General features: G+C 70.5%; 14 protein-coding genes and 1 pseudogene. 7 read left to right on the top strand and 8 right to left on the bottom strand.

Going from position 1 to position 17,791, the window contains the following annotated elements; genetic code table 11:
* Positions 1 to 18 precede the first annotated feature (18 nt).
* Positions 19 to 1,845, bottom strand: a complete 1,827-nt coding sequence (locus EDD90_RS40580) for an endonuclease/exonuclease/phosphatase family protein (protein ID WP_123978079.1) — start codon at positions 1,843 to 1,845, stop codon at positions 19 to 21.
* Positions 1,846 to 2,205: 360 nt separating this feature from the next.
* Between EDD90_RS40580 and EDD90_RS40585 the strand changes: the two genes are divergently transcribed.
* The 5 genes from EDD90_RS40585 (at position 2,206) to EDD90_RS40605 (ending at position 9,164) form a co-directional block, all read left to right on the top strand.
* Positions 2,206 to 3,636: a hypothetical protein gene (locus EDD90_RS40585; protein WP_123978080.1), complete on the top strand. Its 1,431-nt coding sequence runs from the start codon at positions 2,206 to 2,208 to the stop codon at positions 3,634 to 3,636.
* A 212-nt stretch (positions 3,637 to 3,848) separates the two neighbouring features.
* Positions 3,849 to 5,321: an alkaline phosphatase PhoX gene (locus EDD90_RS40590; protein ID WP_123978081.1), complete on the top strand. Its 1,473-nt coding sequence runs from the start codon at positions 3,849 to 3,851 to the stop codon at positions 5,319 to 5,321.
* A 451-nt stretch (positions 5,322 to 5,772) separates the two neighbouring features.
* Positions 5,773 to 7,356, top strand: coding sequence for a TROVE domain-containing protein (locus EDD90_RS40595; protein ID WP_123978082.1), 1,584 nt, complete (start codon positions 5,773 to 5,775; stop codon positions 7,354 to 7,356).
* 112 nt (positions 7,357 to 7,468) lie between these two features.
* Complete coding sequence (locus tag EDD90_RS40600; RefSeq protein WP_123978083.1) at positions 7,469 to 8,125, top strand: GntR family transcriptional regulator; 657 nt, start codon at positions 7,469 to 7,471, stop codon at positions 8,123 to 8,125.
* Positions 8,126 to 8,147: 22 nt separating this feature from the next.
* Complete coding sequence (locus EDD90_RS40605; protein ID WP_123978084.1) at positions 8,148 to 9,164, top strand: 1-aminocyclopropane-1-carboxylate deaminase; 1,017 nt, start codon at positions 8,148 to 8,150, stop codon at positions 9,162 to 9,164.
* 73 nt (positions 9,165 to 9,237) lie between these two features.
* Here the strand turns inward: EDD90_RS40605 and EDD90_RS57840 are convergent, their stop codons facing one another.
* A complete protein-coding gene (locus tag EDD90_RS57840) occupies positions 9,238 to 9,720 on the bottom strand; it encodes an alpha/beta fold hydrolase (protein WP_260328445.1) in 483 nt (160 codons plus the stop codon).
* Between EDD90_RS57840 and EDD90_RS40615 the strand changes: the two are divergent.
* Positions 9,695 to 10,117: pseudogene (locus tag EDD90_RS40615) on the top strand (carbohydrate ABC transporter permease); the annotation flags it as partial. The gene EDD90_RS57840 and the pseudogene EDD90_RS40615 overlap by 26 nt on opposite strands.
* A gap of 62 nt (positions 10,118 to 10,179) precedes the next feature.
* On the opposite strand, the gene EDD90_RS40620 reads toward EDD90_RS40615, so the two are convergent.
* The gene (locus tag EDD90_RS40620; RefSeq protein WP_123978085.1) at positions 10,180 to 11,619 is read right to left on the bottom strand and encodes an MFS transporter; all 1,440 of its coding nucleotides are present in this window, start codon (positions 11,617 to 11,619) and stop codon (positions 10,180 to 10,182) included.
* Positions 11,620 to 11,790: 171 nt separating this feature from the next.
* Between EDD90_RS40620 and EDD90_RS40625 the strand changes: the two genes are divergently transcribed.
* Positions 11,791 to 12,357, top strand: coding sequence for a TetR/AcrR family transcriptional regulator (locus tag EDD90_RS40625; protein ID WP_123978086.1), 567 nt, complete (start codon positions 11,791 to 11,793; stop codon positions 12,355 to 12,357).
* Positions 12,358 to 12,388: 31 nt separating this feature from the next.
* Here EDD90_RS40625 and EDD90_RS40630 read toward each other — a convergent pair whose 3' ends face one another.
* Genes EDD90_RS40630 through EDD90_RS40650 form a run of 5 tightly spaced genes read right to left on the bottom strand, consistent with a single transcriptional unit; the run spans position 12,389 to position 17,738 of the window.
* On the bottom strand, positions 12,389 to 13,558 hold the full coding sequence (locus EDD90_RS40630; protein WP_123978087.1) for a TerD family protein: 1,170 nt from the start codon (positions 13,556 to 13,558) through the stop codon (positions 12,389 to 12,391).
* Positions 13,559 to 13,610: 52 nt separating this feature from the next.
* Complete coding sequence (locus EDD90_RS40635) at positions 13,611 to 14,600, bottom strand: zinc-dependent alcohol dehydrogenase family protein (protein ID WP_123978088.1); 990 nt, start codon at positions 14,598 to 14,600, stop codon at positions 13,611 to 13,613.
* Entirely contained in the window at positions 14,597 to 15,442 is an 846-nt protein-coding gene (locus EDD90_RS40640; RefSeq protein ID WP_123978089.1) for a carbohydrate ABC transporter permease, read from the bottom strand. The genes EDD90_RS40635 and EDD90_RS40640 overlap by 4 nt, the downstream gene beginning before the upstream one ends.
* Complete coding sequence (locus EDD90_RS40645) at positions 15,439 to 16,374, bottom strand: carbohydrate ABC transporter permease (RefSeq protein WP_123978090.1); 936 nt, start codon at positions 16,372 to 16,374, stop codon at positions 15,439 to 15,441. The genes EDD90_RS40640 and EDD90_RS40645 overlap by 4 nt, the downstream gene beginning before the upstream one ends.
* The gene (locus EDD90_RS40650) at positions 16,371 to 17,738 is read right to left on the bottom strand and encodes a sugar ABC transporter substrate-binding protein (RefSeq protein WP_123978091.1); all 1,368 of its coding nucleotides are present in this window, start codon (positions 17,736 to 17,738) and stop codon (positions 16,371 to 16,373) included. Before EDD90_RS40650 ends, EDD90_RS40645 begins: the two co-directional genes overlap by 4 nt.
* Positions 17,739 to 17,791 lie beyond the last annotated feature (53 nt).

Here is a 17,791-nt window from a genome sequence, read left to right on the forward strand (position 1 = left end):
GTCCCGCTGCTCTGCCGCTTACGGGCGGAAGCGCAGCACCTGCGGGTCGTGGTCGCTGATCTGGTCGTGGAACTCCGAGTTGATGTGCACGCTGTCGTACTCGAAGTCGCAGCCGCGCCGGATCGCCGGGCTCACCAGGATCTGGTCCAGGACCTGCTCGTTGCCCTGGTAGTCGTAGGTGTAGCGCTCGCTCCTGGGCAGCGACTGGATCGCCGACCACAGCTCGCCGTCACCCTGGAGGATCTTGGTGGTGTCGGAGAAGTCGAAGTCGTTCATGTCGCCGAGCGCGATGACCTCGGCGTTCTTCTGAACGTCCAGGATGTTCTTGACGAACGCGTTGACCAGCGTCGCCTGCGCGTGGCGCTGGATCTCCGAGCTGCGGGTCGGGGGCTGGTACTGCGCGGTCAGCCCCTGGTCGCCGCCCTTGGAGTTGAGGTGGTTGGCGATCACGAAGACCGTCTTGCCGTGGAAGACGAACTCGCCGGCCAGCGGCTTGCGGCTGCTCGTCCACGCGGCGTCGGACGGGGCGATACGGCCCGGGGAGGCCGTCAGCTGGGCCTTGCCGTGCACCTTGGTGACGCCCACCGCGGTGGTGGAGTCGCCGCCCGCGCGGTCCACGAAGGACACCCGCTCGGGGTTGAAGAGGAAGACCTGGCGGATGTTGCCGCCGGGCTCGCCGCCGTCCTGGTCGTTGACCGGGTTGATGGAACGCCAGTCGTACCTCGGGCCGCCGGCCGCGACGATCGCGTCGATCAGCTTGTTGACGGTCACGCTCGCGTCGACCGTGCCGTCGTCCGTCGCGCCGTTGTTGTCCTGGATCTCCTCCAGGGACACGACGTCGGGCGACTGCAGGTTGTTCACGATCGCGGCCGCGTGCTTGTCGAACGTGGCGTCGGACGGGTCGAGGTTCTCGACGTTGTACGTGGCGACCGCGAGCTCGCTCCGCGACTGCTTCTTCGTCGTCTCGCGCTCCAGGCCGCCGCTCTTGAGGGTGCCGAGCCGGCTCGCGACGAGGGTGTAGCCGCCGTACTGGTTGTAGTCCATCGGGCCGGTCGTGGTGCCGGTCAGGGTGTCGCCGACGTTCGCCACCGGGAAGTCGGCGGTCGAACCGAGGGACTGGATCTGCAGACGGCCGGTGTTCTGGTCGTCGTAGGAGGCGTACAGCGAGCCGCCGCGGCGGGTGCGGTTCTCGTGCGGCTTCACCGTGACCCACAGCTCGCTGTAGGGGTCGGTGGCGGTGACCACACGAGTGTCGGCGACCTGGACGTTCATGCCCTCCAGGGACTCGTAGTAGTCCAGGGCGTACTTCGACGGCTGAAGGGCCAGGCCGTTGACCGAGCCGCTCGCGGCGGTGTCGCCCGCGGGGGAGTACTCGGCCGGCACCGACTTCGCGTCGATCACGACCGGCGCCGGGACCGCGTTGCCGGTGGAGACCGTGGTGATCGTCGGCTTGGTGATCTCGGTCAGCGACTGGTTGCCGGTGGAGGCACCGCCCGGGACGTACTCGGAGACCGTGCCGCTCACGGTGACGGAGTCGCCGACGGCGACCTTCGGGGTGGAGCTGGTGAAGACGAAGATGCCCTCGCTGGTGGCCGGGTTGTCGTCCGGCGTCGGATCCTGGAGCCAGAAACCTCTGGAGGAGCCGTAGGTGCGGGTGGCCGTGACGATGCCGGGGACGTCCGCCACCTTCTGGCCGGCGTACGGCGATACACGGGTGGTGCCCTGGATGTCGTGGATGCGCAGGCTGTCGGCCTGGGCGGGCGAGGTGAGGGCGACGGTGGAGGCCGCACTGCAGACGGCGGCGACGGTGAGCGCGGCGAGACGCGCGGAAGACCTGCTCGGCAAGGGAATCCCTCCGGGGACATGCAACGGTGCCGGGACGAGGGTGGCGTATGTGGAGCGTATGTATGGCGCGGGCATGACATCTGGATGTCTTGTGGACGACGCGGATGTGACACGCGTAGAAAGGGAGTGAACAGTTGTCCCCCCAGCTTCTACGCGCGTCAATCTCCTGCCTGCTCGGGGCAGTTGTCAAGGTTTCAGCCATGGACCGGACCCGGCGGGGAGATGAACCGGGCGGCATGGGTGGAAATCCGTCTAGGCTGAGCGGCTGAGTCGTACGGCCCCCAGGCGGTGGTCGTACGGTCGTCCGTACGGCGTCCATGTCGCCGTACGACCGCCCAGGCGTCCGAGGAGAACCAGCCGATGTCAGACAGCGCCCCCCTGCCCCCGGTGCGGCTGCGTTCCGAAGCGGAGCTGGCGCTCGCCGCGCTGTCCACGCCATTGCTGTCCCGGGCCGCCCGGCTGGCCCGCTGGGCCGGCCCCGACACCCGCGTCGACGCAGGCGGCGAACTGGTCGAGGAGCAGCTCCCGGCCGCCGCCGAGCTGCTCGGCCTCACCGGGGACGACTCGGCCGCATACGCCGACGAGGCCTGGCGGGTCGCCCTGGACGCCGGGCTCGTCGAGATCGCCGACGAGGAGACCGGGACCGTGGCCGCGGGGGAGGAGCTGACGCTGCTCACCGGGGGCTCCCCGCACGACGTCCTCGCGGTCTGGCAGGCCGCGCTGGAGACCGTGATCGCCGACGCGAGCGTGCCCGACCTGGACGGAATTGTCGACGCGCTGGACGAGGGCGGAGAGGTCGATTTCTCGTCACTCGGCTGGGACCCCGAAGCGGAGGCGGACTTCCTCGACGGCGTCCTCGGCAACCTGTATCTGCTGGCGGTGAGCGAGGGCGGCCCCGGCGCGGCTCCGGTGCCGCTGCCCGCGCTCGCCGCGTCGATGATCGTGCCCAGTGACATGGGGGAGCCGACCAACGACGTTCTCGAACAGGTCTCCGACGCGATGATGCGGCTCGACGACCAGTTCCGGGCGCTGGAGCCGATCGGACTGGTCGAGTACCAGCCGGTCGACGAGGCGCTCATGGGCGACGCGGAGGAGGAGCCGGCGGCGGGGCCGGTCGGCGAGGCCGATGTCGCCCGGTACGGCATGGTGCGGCTCACCCCGCTCGGCGCGTACGGACTGCGGGCGCGACTGCTGGAGGCGGGCTTCGAGGCGCCGGCGGTGGGAGAGCTCGCCGACAAGGGCGCGGACGCGCTGCTCGACGGGACGTCCGGGTTCCCGCAGGGCGCCGCGCAGGCCGAGACCGAGCAGTGGCTGGCACGTCGCGAACCGCTGCCCGCGGCGCGGGAGCTGCTCGCCGCGGCGCGCGGGGAGGACGCCGGCGCGCCACTGCGCCGGCTCCGCTGCCAGCAGGCGCTGTCCCTGGTCGGCCCCGAGGCCGAACCGGCGCTCCGCGAGGTCCTCGACGACCCCGAACTGGGCGGTCTGGCCAGGGTGTGGCTGACCGAGGGCGGCGCCGTGGACGTGCCGGCGCCCTCCCAGGACATGATCTTCTGGCTGACCATCGACACGGTCGCCGCGCAGCTGGCCGCCGAAGGCAACTCCGTGGAACTCCAGGCCCTGGTGGAGGGGTTGGCCCGGCAGCACGCCGGGTTCTTCGCCGAGGCATGGCGGGTGGACCACCCGGACACGGCCGATGTCCTGGAGGCGATGGGCCGCCTGCACCCGGACAAGAAGGTGGCGAAGGAGGCCAGGAAGGCGGCCTTCAAGGCGCGCTCGCAGCACGGGGGTTAGCGGCGCGCAGGCCCCGTCGGCAGAACGCCGCCCTCCGTGGGGTGTTCTTGGGCGGGGCTTTTGGCTGTCGTGGGGCGGTGCATACGGATTCATGGAACTGGTGAATCCGAAGTCGCCCGTTGTTCAACCGGTGTTCAGGGACGGCCGGGAACGTGTGCGCCGGATCGAGGCCCGCCACCCTCCACGGCACTCCCACCGTCACAGGAGACACCATGTCGCTCACCCGCAGGGATTTCGCCGGCAGAACCGCGATCACCGGCGCCGGTGTCGCGCTGGCGGGCAGCGTCGGCGCCCTTGCCACCGCCCCGAACGCCCTCGCCGCCACCGAGTCCGCCGCCACCGGGTCCGCCGCCACCGGGTCCGACGAGGCCGGGCGGGCCGACGCGCACGGCGGTGTCGGCTACGGACCGCTGATCGCCGACCCCGACGGCATCCTCGCGCTCCCCGCCCACTTCAGGTACGAGATCATCACCTACAGCGGGAAGACCCGGCTGGAGTCGGGCGAGTTCACCCCCTCCAACCACGACGGCACCGCCACCTTCGACGGCCCGCGCGGCGCCACCCTCCTCGTCAACAACCACGAACTGAAGGGCCCGCGCGCCGACTGGGCCCACCCCGTGCCGCTCACCGAGGGCCTCGTCTACGACCCCGCCGCCGCCGGTGGCTGCACGGTCGTCGAGGTCCGCCCCGGCGGCCATGTCGCGGAGTGGGTCGGCATCGCCGGCACCTCCACCAACTGCGCGGGCGGCCACACCCCTTGGGACACCTGGCTGACCTGCGAGGAGACCGAGGACAAGGCCGGGGCCAACGGCATGACCAAGGACCACGGCTATGTCTTCGAGGTCGACCCCGAGGACCGCCGGGCCAACCGCGACCCCAAGCCGGTCAAGGCGCTCGGCCGGTACGCCCACGAGGCCGTCGTCGTCGACCCCAAGCGCGGCCACCTCTACCTCACCGAGGACGCCTCCGGCCCCAACGGCCTGCTCTACCGCTGGACCCCGCCGACGGGCTTCCACCACGGCCGCGGCCGGCTGCGCACCCTCGCCGACGACGCCGGCGTGCTCCAGGCCTTCAAGTGCTTCGACTCCGGCGGCCAGTTCGTCGACGACCTCTCCCGTGCCACGAAGACCGGCACGGTCTACGGGGTCGACTGGGTGGACGTCCCCGACCGCGACGCGAGGACCACCTCCGTCCGCAAGCAGTTCGGCACCGGCCAGGTCACCCGCGCCCGCAAGCTGGAGGGCATGTGGTGGGGCGACGGCGGCGCTTACATCGTCTCCTCCTATGCCCGCGGGGAGAGCCCGGTCCAGCACGACGGCGCCGTCTGGTTCTACGACCCGAAGCGCCGCACCCTCACCCTGAAGGTCCTCATCGGCGTCAACCCGGACCCGTCGGTGGAAGGCAACTTCGACGGCCCCGACAACATCACCGTCTCCCCGTACGGCGGTCTGGTCATCGCCGAGGACGGCGAGGGCCTCCAGCACCTGTTCGGCGCCACCGACACCGGCCGTACCTACCCCATCGCCCGCAACGAACTGAACATCGGGACCGAAGACGAGCCGGAGTACAGCGAGTTCACCGGCGTCACCTTCTCGCCCGACGGCCGGACCCTGTACGCCAACATCCAGACCCCGGGCATCATGCTCGCCATCACCGGGCCCTGGAAGCGCCAGAAGCGCTGCTGAGCTTAATTCGTTCGCTCGATTCGCGGCCGTCCTCCTAAAGTGATGCACGTCCAGGTGCGAAGGCAGGACCTACTTCCACTCTTAATGGGGCGGCCGCGGGTTCGAGTCCCGCCACCGGTACAACGTGCCGGTGTAGCTCAGGGGTTAGAGCACCTATGTCGGTTCCGCCGACTTCGATCTCTGGACACCGAAAACTTCATGCACCTCCCGGTGCGTGTGCTCTTGAACTCGGGAGGCGCAGCTCATGGTGGGTGTCCGGTGCGCAGGCAGCGGTTACTTCAGGTCTTGGTCCCCGACAGGGGGTGCGGGTTCGAATCCCGCCATCGGCCCAGGCCGGTGTGGCGGAATGGCAGACGCGCCAGGTTATGGTCCCGTCGCCGATCCCTGAACTCGGACATCCTCCTTCTGTTGCGCCTCCTCCGAAACTCCAATGAATTCGGGGGAATTCACCATGGCGCGATTCAACACCAAGGCGGCCCGGGCGCAGCCCACTTCCCGTGTCACGTCGACGGGACGGGTGCTCCGTACCTACCAGGGCGGCCGCGGCCGGGAGCGGGACGCGCGTTCCGAGCTCTTCCTGCTCGCGATCTCCAACTTCGTCTCGCAGCAGACCTTCTACGAGTCCGGTGCCGACCGCGACGACCGGTTCGCGGGGCTCGTGCGCGAGCTCGCCGTCACCGACCCGGACTGGACGGCCGGCCTGCTCGGCTGGCTGCGCGGCGAGGGCAACATGCGGACCGCGTCGCTCGTCGGCGCCGCTGAGTACGTGCACGCCCGCCTGGCGGTGGGCGCCACCGGCGGACCGTCGAACCGGCAGGTCGTCGCCTCCGTGCTGCAGCGGCCCGACGAGCCCGGCGAGCTGCTCGCCTACTGGACCGCCACCTACGGCCGCGCCGTCCCCAAGCCCGTCAAGCGCGGGACCGCGGACGCCGTACGGCGGCTCTACCACGGCAGGTCGCTGCTCAAGTACGACACCGCGTCCAAGGGCTACCGGTTCGGCGACATCCTCAACCTGGTGCACGCGGCGCCGGACCCGGACAAGCCGTGGCAGGGCGAGCTGTTCCGGTACGCGCTGGACCGGCGGCACAACCCGGACACTGCCGTACCGCCCGGGTCGAGCCCGGTGCTCGCCGCGCACCGCGAGCTGATGGGACTGCCCGTCGAGCGGCGGCGCGCGGTCGTCACCGCGCCCGGCGGCGCCGAGCGGCTCGCCGCGGCGGGACTGACCTGGGAGGCGCTGGCCGGCTGGCTCCAGGGGCCGATGGACAAGGCGGCCTGGGAGGCCGTGATCCCCTCCATGGGGACCATGGCGCTCGTCCGCAACCTGCGGAACTTCGACGAGGCCGGAGTCTCGGACGAGGTCGCCGCCGAGGTCGCGGCCCGGATCAGCGACCCCGCGGAGGTGGCGCGGTCGCGGCAGTTCCCCTTCCGCTACCTCGCCGCGTACCGGCACGCGCCGTCGCTGCGCTGGTCCTACCCGCTGGAGCGGGCGCTCGGCCACTCGCTGGCCAACGTGCCCGCGCTGCCGGGCCGGACCCTGGTGCTCGTCGACCGTTCCGGCTCGATGTTCTACTCGCCGCTGTCGGAGCGCTCGCAGCTCAACCGGGCCGACGCGGCGGCGATCTTCGGCACCGCGCTCGCGCTGCGGGCGGCGGACGCGGACCTCGTCGAGTTCGGCACGACGAACAAGCGGCTGGACTTCGACCGGGCCGAGTCGGTGCTGAAGATCCTCGGCCGCTTCGGCGACCTGGGCGGCACCGACACCACCTCGGCGATCCGCGCCCACTACCGGGGACAGGACCGGGTGCTGATCGTCACCGACGAGCAGTACACGTACAACCGGCACGGCGACCCGACCCAGCAGGTCCCGGCGCACATCCCGGTCTACACCTGGAACCTGGCCGGCTACCGGGCGGGCCACGGCCCGTCGGGCAAGGCCAACCGGCACACCTTCGGCGGCCTCACCGACGCGGCCTTCCGCATGGTGCCGCTGCTGGAGGCGGCCCGGCACGCCGACTGGCCGTGGGCGGCCTGACCGGCCGACCGCCGGCTCTGAACGTGACCCGCACCTTCACGGGGGGTGCGGGTCACACCCATGCCCGCCGCACTCTTGTCCTCGTCCCCACTGATATCTAACATTTCAGTTCATGGAGGCCCTGCGACCCCTGCCCCGCACCCTGCTCCGGGACCGCGCGTACACCGCGATCCGGGACGCGATCGTCACCGGGGAGATCGAACCCGGTGCGGTGGTGCGCGACGCCGAGTTCGCGGAGCGGCTCGGGCTGTCCCGGGCGCCGGTGCGGGAGGCGTTCGCCCGGCTCGTCGACGAGGGGCTCCTGGAGAGCAAGCCGCAGAGCTACACCCGGGTCACCCCGGTCGTGGCCGCCGACGTACGGGACGCGGCGGCCGTGGTCGGCGCCATGCACGAGTTGGCCACCCGGGCCGCCGTACCCCGGCTGCAGGACGCCGACCTGGCGGGGATGCGCACGGCCAACGACCGGTTCGCCGCCGCCGTACGCGCCGGCGACGTGGACGAGGCCCTGCGCGCCGACGACGAACTGCACGACGTGCTGGTCCGGGCGAGCGGCAACCGCGCGGCCGCCGCCACCGTCGCCCGCTACACCCCGCTCATCCGCCGCCTGGAGCGCCGCCGCTTCGGCGAGGGCGGCTCCTGCCGCTCGGCAGGTCTGCACGAGCGGCTCATCGAGGCCTGCGCGGCCGGTGACACGGAGGCAGCGGTCCGGGTCACGGCCGACATCTGGAACACCCTCGCAGAACTGGCCGACGACGACACCACCGACTGAACCGCTCCTCCAGGAGGCCCCCATGTCCCTTTCCTCGTACGACCGTTACCCCCTCCTCTTCGGCCCCTCGCCGGTGCACCCGCTGGAGCGCCTCACCGCTCACCTCGGCGGCGCCGCGCTGTGGGCCAAGCGGGAGGACTGCAACTCGGGCATCGCGTACGGCGGGAACAAGACGCGCAAGCTGGAGTACCTGGTCGCCGACGCCCTCGCCAAGGGCTGCGACACCCTCGTCTCCATCGGCGGGGTGCAGTCCAACCACACCCGCCAGGTCGCCGCCGTCGCCGCCCGCGCCGGACTCAAGTGCGTGCTGGTGCAGGAGAGTTGGGTGGAGTGGCCGGACTCCGTGTACGACAAGGTCGGCAACATCCTCATCAGCAGGCTGGCCGGGGCCGATGTACGCCTCGTCCGGGCCGGGTTCGGGATCGGCTTCAAGGAGAGCTGGGAACTGGCGCTGCGTGAGGTGGAGGAGTCGGGCGGCAAGCCGTACGCCATCCCGGCCGGCGCCTCCGACCACCCCTTCGGCGGCCTCGGCTTCGCCAACTGGGCGTACGAAGTCGCGGAGCAGGAGCAGCAGTTGGGCGTCTTCTTCGACACGGTGATCGTCTGTTCGGTGACCGGCTCGACCCAGGCCGGCATGGTCGCCGGGTTCGCCGCGCTGGAGGAGGCGGGCGGTCGCGAGCGCCGGGTCATCGGCATCGACGCCTCCGCCAAGCCCGCCGAGACCCGCGAACAGGTGGCCAGGATCGCCCACCGCACCGGCCGGCTCATAGGCGTCAAGCGGGAGCTGACCGTCGACGACGTCGAACTCGACGAGCGCTACCACGCGGGCATCTACGGCGTCCCGGACGACACCACCCTGGAGGCGATGCGCCTCGCGGCCCGCACGGAGGGCATGGTGACGGACCCGGTGTACGAGGGGAAGTCGATGGCGGGGATGGTCGACCTGGTCGAACGGGGCGAGATCGGCACCGACTCCACGGTCCTCTACGCCCACCTGGGCGGCCAGCCTGCACTGAACGCGTACAGCGCGGTGATCTAGCCGCGGGCTCGGCTCGGCGGGGAAGGTGCCCCGGTCGGTCCGTGCCGGTGGACCGGGGCACCTGTCGCGAGCGTCAGCTGATCGCCTCGGCGGCGTCACCGATGAGATCGGCGACGACCTTGGGGTGGCTGATCATCACGACGTGGGACGAGTTCGGCACTTCGACGACCTTGCGCGCGCTCGCACGGCTGTACATCCAGCGCTCGCAAGCCGGCGGAATCGCCTTGTCCCGGCCGGCGACCAGGCCCCACGACGGGATCGTCTTCCAGGCCGCGGCCGTGGTCGGGTGGATGAAGGAACCGGCGTCGAACGGCCGCTGCGTGGCCTGCAGGACCCGGAAGTCAGCGGTCGGTATCCGCCGACGGTTCGCCGAAGCGGCTCGCAGTGGCTGTGGAGTCTGCTGGAGCGGTTCGACTTGGGGCTCGACCGCGTGGCCGTGACCAGCCCCCACCCACCCGCAGCCGACACACGACCCCACAGCGACAAGGTGCACTTCGTGCGGGCCGACGATCAACAACGCGAGACGCGCGCCGGGCGGCCAACTCCTGCACGACATGCGGGAGGTGATCCACCGGATCGACTTCTTCACCTCGCTCTTCCACACGGTCGTGGTGGCCACGGTCGGCACCCTGCTCGTGCTGTTCTTCGACTCCCTGGCCGCCTTCGTGTTCGCCAAATACGCGTTCCCGGGCCGGAAGATCCTGTTCGGCGTTCTGCCGGCCACCTACATGATCCCGGCGCAGCTGTCGCTGGTCCCGCAGTTCGTCACCATGGCCCACTTCGGCTGGGCCGGCACCCTGAAGGCGCTGATCGTCCCGGGGGCGGCCAACGCGTTCGGCATCTTCTGGATGCGCCAGTACGCGCAGAACTCCCTGCCCGACGAACTCCTCGACGCCGGACGTATCGACGGGGCCGGCTTCTTCCGCCTGTACTGGCAGGTGGCGATGCCGCTCTTCGGAGCCCGGCGGTTCCTGCGGGACCTGGCGGCGGGGGCGACGAAGATGTAGCCGGCCTCCTAGGCCTCCTGTCGGCGTGGGCTCGTGATCACGAACGCCGCCACCAGGAAGGCGGCCAGCGCGACCAGCGATCCGATGCCGAAGGCGCGGGCGGCGCCATGGGTGAGGATCTCGGCGGGCGTGCCGGTCGTGTGCCTGGTCACGGTGCCGTACACCGTGACCAGGACGGCGAGTCCCAGAGTCCCGCCCAGCCACTGCAGGGTCTGCAGCAGTCCGGAGGCGGCGCCCGCCTCCCGGGGCTCGATGCGGGCGAGGATGGTCGCGTTCAGGGGCATGAAGCTCAGGCCGACGCCCGCGCCCAACAACAGCAGCGGGCCGAGCAGCCCGGTGGCGTAACCGTCGCCGGGCCGCAGCCGCCACAGCCAGCCGCCGGCGACGGCGAGCAGGGCGATGCCGGTGAGCAGCAGTGGCTTGGCCCCGAAGCGGGCCAGCAGCCGCGGCAGCACCCGCACCACCGCGAACATCGTCAGGGTCATGGGAAGGAACGCGAACCCGGCGCGCAACGGGCTGTACTCCAGGACCTGCTGGCAGATGAGGGTGAGGAAGTAGAAGGCGCCGAACATGCCCGCGGGCAGCAGCATGACGGTGAGGTAGCCGCCCGCCCGGTCGCGGTCGGCGAACAGCCCGAGCGGCATGACCGGTTGACCGGCCCGGGACTCGATCAGGGCGAAGCCGAAGAGCAGCGCGACCGCGCAACTGAACCCGAGCAGGGCCTGGGTGTCGCTCCACCCGTCCTCGGAGACCCGGATGAACGCGTACACCAGCGAGGTCGTCCCGGCCGTCCCGGTCAGCGCGCCGGCCAGGTCGAAGCGGCCCGCGTGCCGCGGGGTCTCGGTCACGAAGCGGGGCAGGGCCAGGAACAGGCCGATGCCGATGGGCACGTTGATGAGCAGGGCCCAGCGCCAGGACGCCCACGAGGTGAGCATGCCGCCCAGGACCAGACCGACGGAGCCGCCGATACCGGCCATGGAGGAGTAGACGCTCAGGGCGTGATGGCGGCGCGGTCCCTGGGGGAAGTTGGTGGTGATCAGGGCCAGGGTGCTGGGGGCGATCAGCGCCGCGCCGACGCCCTGCAGCGCGCGTGCCGCGAGCAGCCAGCCGCCCGCTCCGGCGATTCCGCCGAGCAGCGAGGAGAGCGCGAACAGCAGTGCGCCGGTGCCGAGCGTACGGCGGCGGCCGACGATGTCGCCGACCCGCCCGCCGAGCAGTAACAGACCGCCGAAGGCGAGGGTGTAGGCGTTGAGCACCCAGGAGAGGCCGGTGCGGCTGAACCCCAGGTCCTGCTGGATGTCGGGCAGTGCGACGTTGACGACGGTGGAGTCGACGCCGACCATCATGTACGCGGTGACGATGACGAGGAGGGCGGAGCGGAGCCTGGCGGGGTGCGCGGAGGCCGGCGGGGTACCTGCGGTGGTGGACGGGCTGGACGGGGCTGACATGAGCTTCTCCCGTTCTGGACGTCCCCGGATACCGACACCGACGCGGGCACGGGCATGGGCGCGTATGGGCAGGCGGACTGCCCGGGGAGCACACGGCGATAACCGGGGACTGTCTCCGTTTGGTGCTCGATAAGATACGGAGACGGTCCCCGGTTTGCAAGGAGTAACTGGATGACGCAGGTCAGGCCGATGCGCGCGGACGCTCGTCGCAACTACGAGCGATTGCTCGAGGTGGCCGTCGAGGCCTTCGCCGAGCATGGGGAGAACGCCTCGCTGGACGACATCGCCAAACGGGCGGGCGTCGGCTCCGGCACGCTCTACCGGCACTTCCCGACCCGGCAGGCACTGCTGGAGGCCGCGTTCGTGGACCGGCTGGAGGGACTGGCGGCGAAGGCCGACGAGTTCGCGGCGGAACTTCCTCCGGCCGCGGCGCTGACGGAGTGGCTGAACGAACTGTGCGTCGCCACCATCCAGGTGCGCGGTCTGAAGGCCCTGCTGGGCTCGGCCGTCACGGACGGCAGCTCGGCCACGGTCACGGCCTGCGGCGTCACGGTCCGCGGCGCGGCGACCCGGCTGGTGGACGCGGCCAAGAAGGAGGGCACCTTGCGCCCCGACATCGAGCCGATCGAACTTCTGCGCCTGGCCCATGGACTGGCCACGGCCTCGGAACTGGCCGACGGGCAGGGCAGGGAGATCCGGCGCTATCTGTCCCTGCTCACGGAGGGGCTGCGGCCGTAGCGCCCACGGCCGCGCACCCGCTCCTGAGCGCCTACAGCGCCTCCGCCCCCGGCTTCACCATGTTCCGTACCGTCCGGGCCTTCACGAACTGTCCGATCGCCGTCATGTCCCACTCCCCGGAGAACTGCCGGACGAGCTTGGCCATCATCACGCCAGTCTGCGCTTCCGCGTTGGTGAGGTCGAAGCGCACCAGTTCCTCGTCGGTCGAGGCGTCCAGGAGGCGGCAGTAGGCCTTGGCGACCTCCGTGAACTTCTGCCCGGAGAAGGAGTTGACCGTGAAGACCAGGCCGGTGACCTCCGGGGGGATCCGGCCGAGGTCGACCACGATCACCTCGTCGTCGCCGCCTCCCTCACCGGTGAGGTTGTCGCCCGAGTGCTTGATCGCGCCGTTCAGGATGGACAGTTTGCCGAAGTAGCAGCTGTCGACGTGGTCGCGCTGCGGGCCGTACGCGATGACCGACGCGTCCAGGTCGATGTCCTTGCCGCGGAACGCCGGCTCCCAGCCCAGGCCCATCTTCACCTGGGCGAGCAGCGGGCGGCCGCCCTTGACCAGGGACACGGTCTGGTTCTTCTGGAGGCTGACCCGGCCCTTGTCGAGGTTGATCTTCCCGGCGCCGGGGGCGGGAGGAGCGGGCGGGGCGGCCGGCATCGGGGGAGCGGCGGCCGGCGCCGGCTGGACCGCCGGGGCCTCAGGTGCCGCCGCGGCCGGTTCCTCCACCGTCACGCCGAAGTCCGTCGCGATGCCGGCCAGGCCGTTCGCGTACCCCTGGCCGACCGCGCGGGCCTTCCACGCGCCGCCCCGCAGATAGATCTCCACGACCACCAGGGCCGTCTCCGTGCCCAGGTGCGGAGGCGTGAACGTGGCCAGCACCGAGCCGTCGTCCGCGTTGCGGATCGTCGCCGTCGGCTCGATGCCCTGGAAGGTCTGCCCTGCGGCGTCGGGGCTCGCGGTGACGACGATCTTCTCGATGCCGGGCGGCACGGCGGCCGTGTCGACGGTGATCGCGTCCGGGGACGCACCGCCGCCGGAGCGGTACGTCACACCCGGGCCGTTCGGCTGGTTGTAGAAGATGAAGTCGTCGTCGGAGCGCACCTTGCCGTCGCCCGTGAGCAGCAGGCCCGACACGTCGAGCCGCACCGGGGCGGCGACGTCCACCGCCACCCGGGAGACGGGGAGAGGGATGTTCGAGCCAGGGGTCATAGCTGTCATGCCGGGTGAACGAACCACCTCGCTTTACCGTTCCCTTAAACTTCTACGGCACCACGACGACCTTCCGTCCCACGCCCGCCGCGAACTGCTCCAGTGCCTGCGGATAGCTGTCGAGCGGCAGCCGGTCGCTGATGAAGACCTCCGGGTCCAGGACCCCGTTCGCGAACAGCTCCGCCGCCCGTTCGTAGCTGTGCAGCACGGCCATGGAGCCGGTGATGGTGATCTCCTGGTTGTAGATGCGGTACGGGTCGATCGTCACCCGGGCCGCGTAGTTGGCGACGCCGAACTGCAGGAACGTGCCGGCCTTCGACACCCGCTCCAGGCCGTCCTGGATCGCCGCCGCGTTGCCGGTCGCGTCGATCACCACGTCCCAGCCCTGCGGACGGTCCAGCTCGTCGGCGTTCGCCGCGGACGCCGAGACGCCGAGCCTGCGGGCGGTCTCCAGCCGGGCCGGGTTCAGGTCGACCACGTCGACGCTCGCCGCGCCGGTCCGCTTGGCCAGCTCCAGCATCATCAGGCCCATGGTTCCCGAGCCGTAGATCAGGACGTGGGTGCCGAGGCGGGACCGCAGGACGTCGTAGCCGCGCACCGCGCACGACAGCGGCTCGACCAGGGCCGCGTCCTGGGTGCGGACGTGCTCGGGGAGTTTCACGCAGTTGGCGACGGGGGCGACGGCGTACTGCGCGGCCCCGCCCGGGACCGTGACCCCGATCGCGGCCCACCGCTCGCAGAGGTTGTTGTGGCCGGCCCGGCAGTAGCGGCACTCGAAGCAGTACAGGGACGGGTCGACCGCGACCCGGTCGCCGATCGCCACCTCGGTCACCTGGGAGCCGACGCCCACCACCTCGCCGGCGAACTCGTGTCCCGGCACGATCGGCAGCTTGGGCGCGAACTCGCCCTGGAGGATGTGCAGATCCGTGCCGCACAGGCCGCACGCGGCCACCTCCACGACGACCTCGCGGGGGCCCGGTGTCGGGTCCGGGACCTCGGTGACGACGGCGCGGCCCACGGACTCGATGACGGCGGCCTTCATTTGACGGCTCCCAACGACAGGCCCTGGACCAGCTTGTCCTGGGCGGCGAACCCCGCGGCGAGCACCGGCAGGGAGACCACGAGCGACGCGGCGCACACCTTGGCCAGGAACAGGCCCTGGCTGGTGATGAAGCCGGTCAGGAAGACGGGGGCGGTCTCGGCGACCACGCCCGTCAGGACTCGGGCGAAGAGAAGTTCGTTCCAGCTGAAGATGAAGCAGATCAGGGCGGTCGCGGCGATGCCGGGCAGGGCGATCGGGGCGACCACGCGCCACAGGATCGTCGGCAGCCGGGCGCCGTCGATCTGCGCCGCCTCGATCACCGCGACCGGGACCTCGGCGAGGAAGGACTGCATCATCCACACCGCGATCGGCAGGTTCATGGAGGTGTAGAGGACGACCAGGAACCAGATGTTGTCCAGCATCCCGGTGTTCTTCGCGAACAGGTAGATCGGCAGCAGCCCGGCCACCACCGGCAGCATCTTCGTGGAGAGGAAGAAGAACAGGACGTCCGTCCACTTCCTCACCCGCCGGATCGACAGCGCGTAGGCCGCCGGGAAGGCCAGGACGAGGACGAAGAGGGTCGAGACGATCGACGCGACCGCCGAGTTGATCAGCGCCGGCCAGGGGCTCGCGCCGCCGCCGGCCCCGAAGAACTCGCGGTAGCCGTCCAGGGTGAGGGCGGCGCCGAAGGACGGCGGGTTGGCCGCCGCGTCCGCCTCGGAGTGGAAGGACGTCAGCGCCATCCAGGCGATGGGGAAGAAGAAGACGATACCGGCCAGCCAGGCCACCAGGCCGATGCTCAGGCCCCGGTGCTTCCTGACGCGTAGGGCGAGGCTGCTCATGCGCGGGACGCCTCCTCTCGGAACAGGGACGACACCACGCGCAGGGCGAAGGTCGCGATGATGATCGAGCCGATGACCACCAGGACTCCGGCGGCCGAGGCGAGGCCGTTCTCGTGGGCCTGGTAGAAGCTCTGGTAGACGGTGTAGGGGAGGTTGGCGGTGCCCAGGCCGCCGGACGTGATGGTGAAGACCGCGTCGAAGTTCTGGACGATGTAGATGCAGCCCAGCAGGGCGCCGAGTTCGAGGTAGCGGCGCAGGTGCGGAAGCGTCAGATGGCGGAAGATCTGCCACTCGCCCGCGCCGTCCACCCGTGCGGCCTCGATCTGTTCGGGGTCCCGGCTCTGCAGTCCGGCGAGCAGGATCAGCATCATGAACGGCGTCCACTGCCACACCAGGGCGGCCTCGACCGCCAGCAGCGGGGTGTTGGAGATCCAGTCGGGCTGCGGACCGCCGACGTAGTGCAACAGGCCGTTGAGCAGGCCGTATTCGGGGTTGTAGAGGACGTGCTTCCAGAGCAGCGCCGCGGCCACAGGGACCACCAGGAAAGGGGCGATCAGCAGGGTGCGGACGATGCCCCGGCCGCGGAACCTGTTGTCCAGCAGCAGCGCGAGCGCGAGGCCCAGCACCAGGCTGACCAGCACCACCGTCACGGTGAGCAGCACGGTCGTCCAGACCGAGTGGCGCAGGTCCGGGTCGGTGAGGACCTGGCGGTAGTTGTCGACGCCGGTGAAGTGACGGGCCTTCGGGTAGAGGGCGTTCCAGTCGAAGAAGGAGATGACCACCGTGGCCACGAACGGCAGCTGGGTCACGACGATCATGAAGACCAGGGCGGGCAGCAGAGGGGCCCGGGTGGCCCAGGCGCGCAGACGGGCCGAGGGCGGCCGCGAGGCGCGTGCGGGGGTTGCTGCGTAGGGGGCTGTCGTCGCGGTCATCGTCCCTCGTACTCCTTGGAGATCTTCTCGGCGAGCTGCTGGGACTTCTTCAGGGCCGAGTCGACGGACTGCCGTCCGGCGATGGCCGAGCTGATCTCCTGGGAGACCTTGGTGCCGAGATCGGTGAACTCGGGGATGTCGACGAACTGGATGCCGGGTGCGGGGCGCGGCTGGACGCCCGGGTCGTTCGGGCGGGCGCTCTCGATGGCCTCCTTGGTCATCTCCTGGAACGCTGCGGCCGACTTCACGTAGTCGGGGTTGGTGTACGTCGACGCCCGCTTGCCCGCCGGGACGTTGGACCAGCCGCTGGTCTGGCCGACCAGGTCCTCGTACTGCTTGCTGGACGCCCAGGACACGAACTTCCAGGCCTTGTCGGGATTGCGGGAGGCCTTCTGGATGCCCCAGGCCCAGGTGTAGAGCCAGCCGGCGGACTTGGTCCGTTCGACGGGGGCGGGGACATAGCCGAGCTTGCCCTTGACCGGGGAGCCGTTCGCTTCAAGGAGGCCGGCCGCTGAGGTCGCGTCGTACCACATGGCGACCTTGCCCTGGGTCATGTTGTTGAGGCACTCGGCGAAGCCGGACTGCGGGGCGCCCGACTCACCGTGCTTGCGGACCAGGTCGACATAGAACTTCGTCGCGTTCTCGAACCCGGGCGAGGTCAGCCGGGCCTTCCAGTTCTTGTCGAACCAGGTGCCGCCGAAGGTGTTCACGACCGTGGTCAGCGGCGCCATCATCTCGCCCCAGCCGGGCAGCCCGCGCAGACAGACGCCGCGCATGCCGGGCTGCGCGCCGTCCACCTTGGCGGCGAGGTCGGCGACCTGCTGCCAGGTGGGGTGCGCGGGCATCGTCAGGCCCTTCGCCGCGAACACGTCCTTGCGGTACATCAGGAAGGACGACTCGCCGTAGAAGGGCTGGCCGTAGAGCTTGCCGTCGCTCGCGGTCAGGGACTCGCGCATCGGCTGGAGGATGTCCTGCTCGTCGTAGCCCGGGTCCTTGGCGACATACGAGTCCATCTCGTGCAGCCAGCCGTTGCGGGCGTAGATCGGTATCTCGTAGTTGGACAGGGTGGCCACGTCGTACTGGCCGGCCTGGTTGGCGAAGTCCTGGCTGATCTTGTCGCGGACGTCGTTCTCGGGCAGCACGGTGAAGTTGACCTTGATGCCCGTCTCCTTGGTGAAGCGCGGGGCGAGCTTTTGGAGTTCCGTCATCTGAGGGTTGTTGACCATCAGCACATTGATCGAGTCGCCGCCGGAACCGGACCCGCCCGCACCGACCCAGCAGCCGGAGAGCAGCGGGGCGAGCAGCGTCCCTGCGGCGGCCATGGCGAGGGTGACTCGCGGCCTCCGTCGGCTCGGGGTTCGCATGGATCGCTCCTGGGTGAATCGGGATATATGGGGCAGTGCGGGGTGTGGAAAGG

It is taken from the genome of Streptomyces sp. Ag109_O5-1 (assembly GCF_003814875.1).
GTDB classification, from domain to species: domain Bacteria; phylum Actinomycetota; class Actinomycetes; order Streptomycetales; family Streptomycetaceae; genus Streptomyces; species Streptomyces sasae.

Coding starts and splice junctions, on each gene's coding strand:
- EDD90_RS40645 (WP_123978090.1), bottom strand. CDS start 16,374: ATGACCGCGACGACAGCCCCCTACGCAGCAACCCCCGCACGCGCCTCG.
- EDD90_RS40630 (WP_123978087.1), bottom strand. CDS start 13,558: ATGACCCCTGGCTCGAACATCCCTCTCCCCGTCTCCCGGGTGGCGGTG.
- EDD90_RS40625 (WP_123978086.1), top strand. CDS start 11,791: ATGACGCAGGTCAGGCCGATGCGCGCGGACGCTCGTCGCAACTACGAG.
- EDD90_RS40605 (WP_123978084.1), top strand. CDS start 8,148: ATGTCCCTTTCCTCGTACGACCGTTACCCCCTCCTCTTCGGCCCCTCG.
- EDD90_RS40595 (WP_123978082.1), top strand. CDS start 5,773: ATGGCGCGATTCAACACCAAGGCGGCCCGGGCGCAGCCCACTTCCCGT.
- EDD90_RS40640 (WP_123978089.1), bottom strand. CDS start 15,442: ATGAGCAGCCTCGCCCTACGCGTCAGGAAGCACCGGGGCCTGAGCATC.
- EDD90_RS40650 (WP_123978091.1), bottom strand. CDS start 17,738: ATGCGAACCCCGAGCCGACGGAGGCCGCGAGTCACCCTCGCCATGGCC.
- EDD90_RS57840 (WP_260328445.1), bottom strand. CDS start 9,720: ATGTCGTGCAGGAGTTGGCCGCCCGGCGCGCGTCTCGCGTTGTTGATC.
- EDD90_RS40635 (WP_123978088.1), bottom strand. CDS start 14,600: ATGAAGGCCGCCGTCATCGAGTCCGTGGGCCGCGCCGTCGTCACCGAG.
- EDD90_RS40590 (WP_123978081.1), top strand. CDS start 3,849: ATGTCGCTCACCCGCAGGGATTTCGCCGGCAGAACCGCGATCACCGGC.
- EDD90_RS40620 (WP_123978085.1), bottom strand. CDS start 11,619: ATGTCAGCCCCGTCCAGCCCGTCCACCACCGCAGGTACCCCGCCGGCC.
- EDD90_RS40585 (WP_123978080.1), top strand. CDS start 2,206: ATGTCAGACAGCGCCCCCCTGCCCCCGGTGCGGCTGCGTTCCGAAGCG.
- EDD90_RS40600 (WP_123978083.1), top strand. CDS start 7,469: ATGGAGGCCCTGCGACCCCTGCCCCGCACCCTGCTCCGGGACCGCGCG.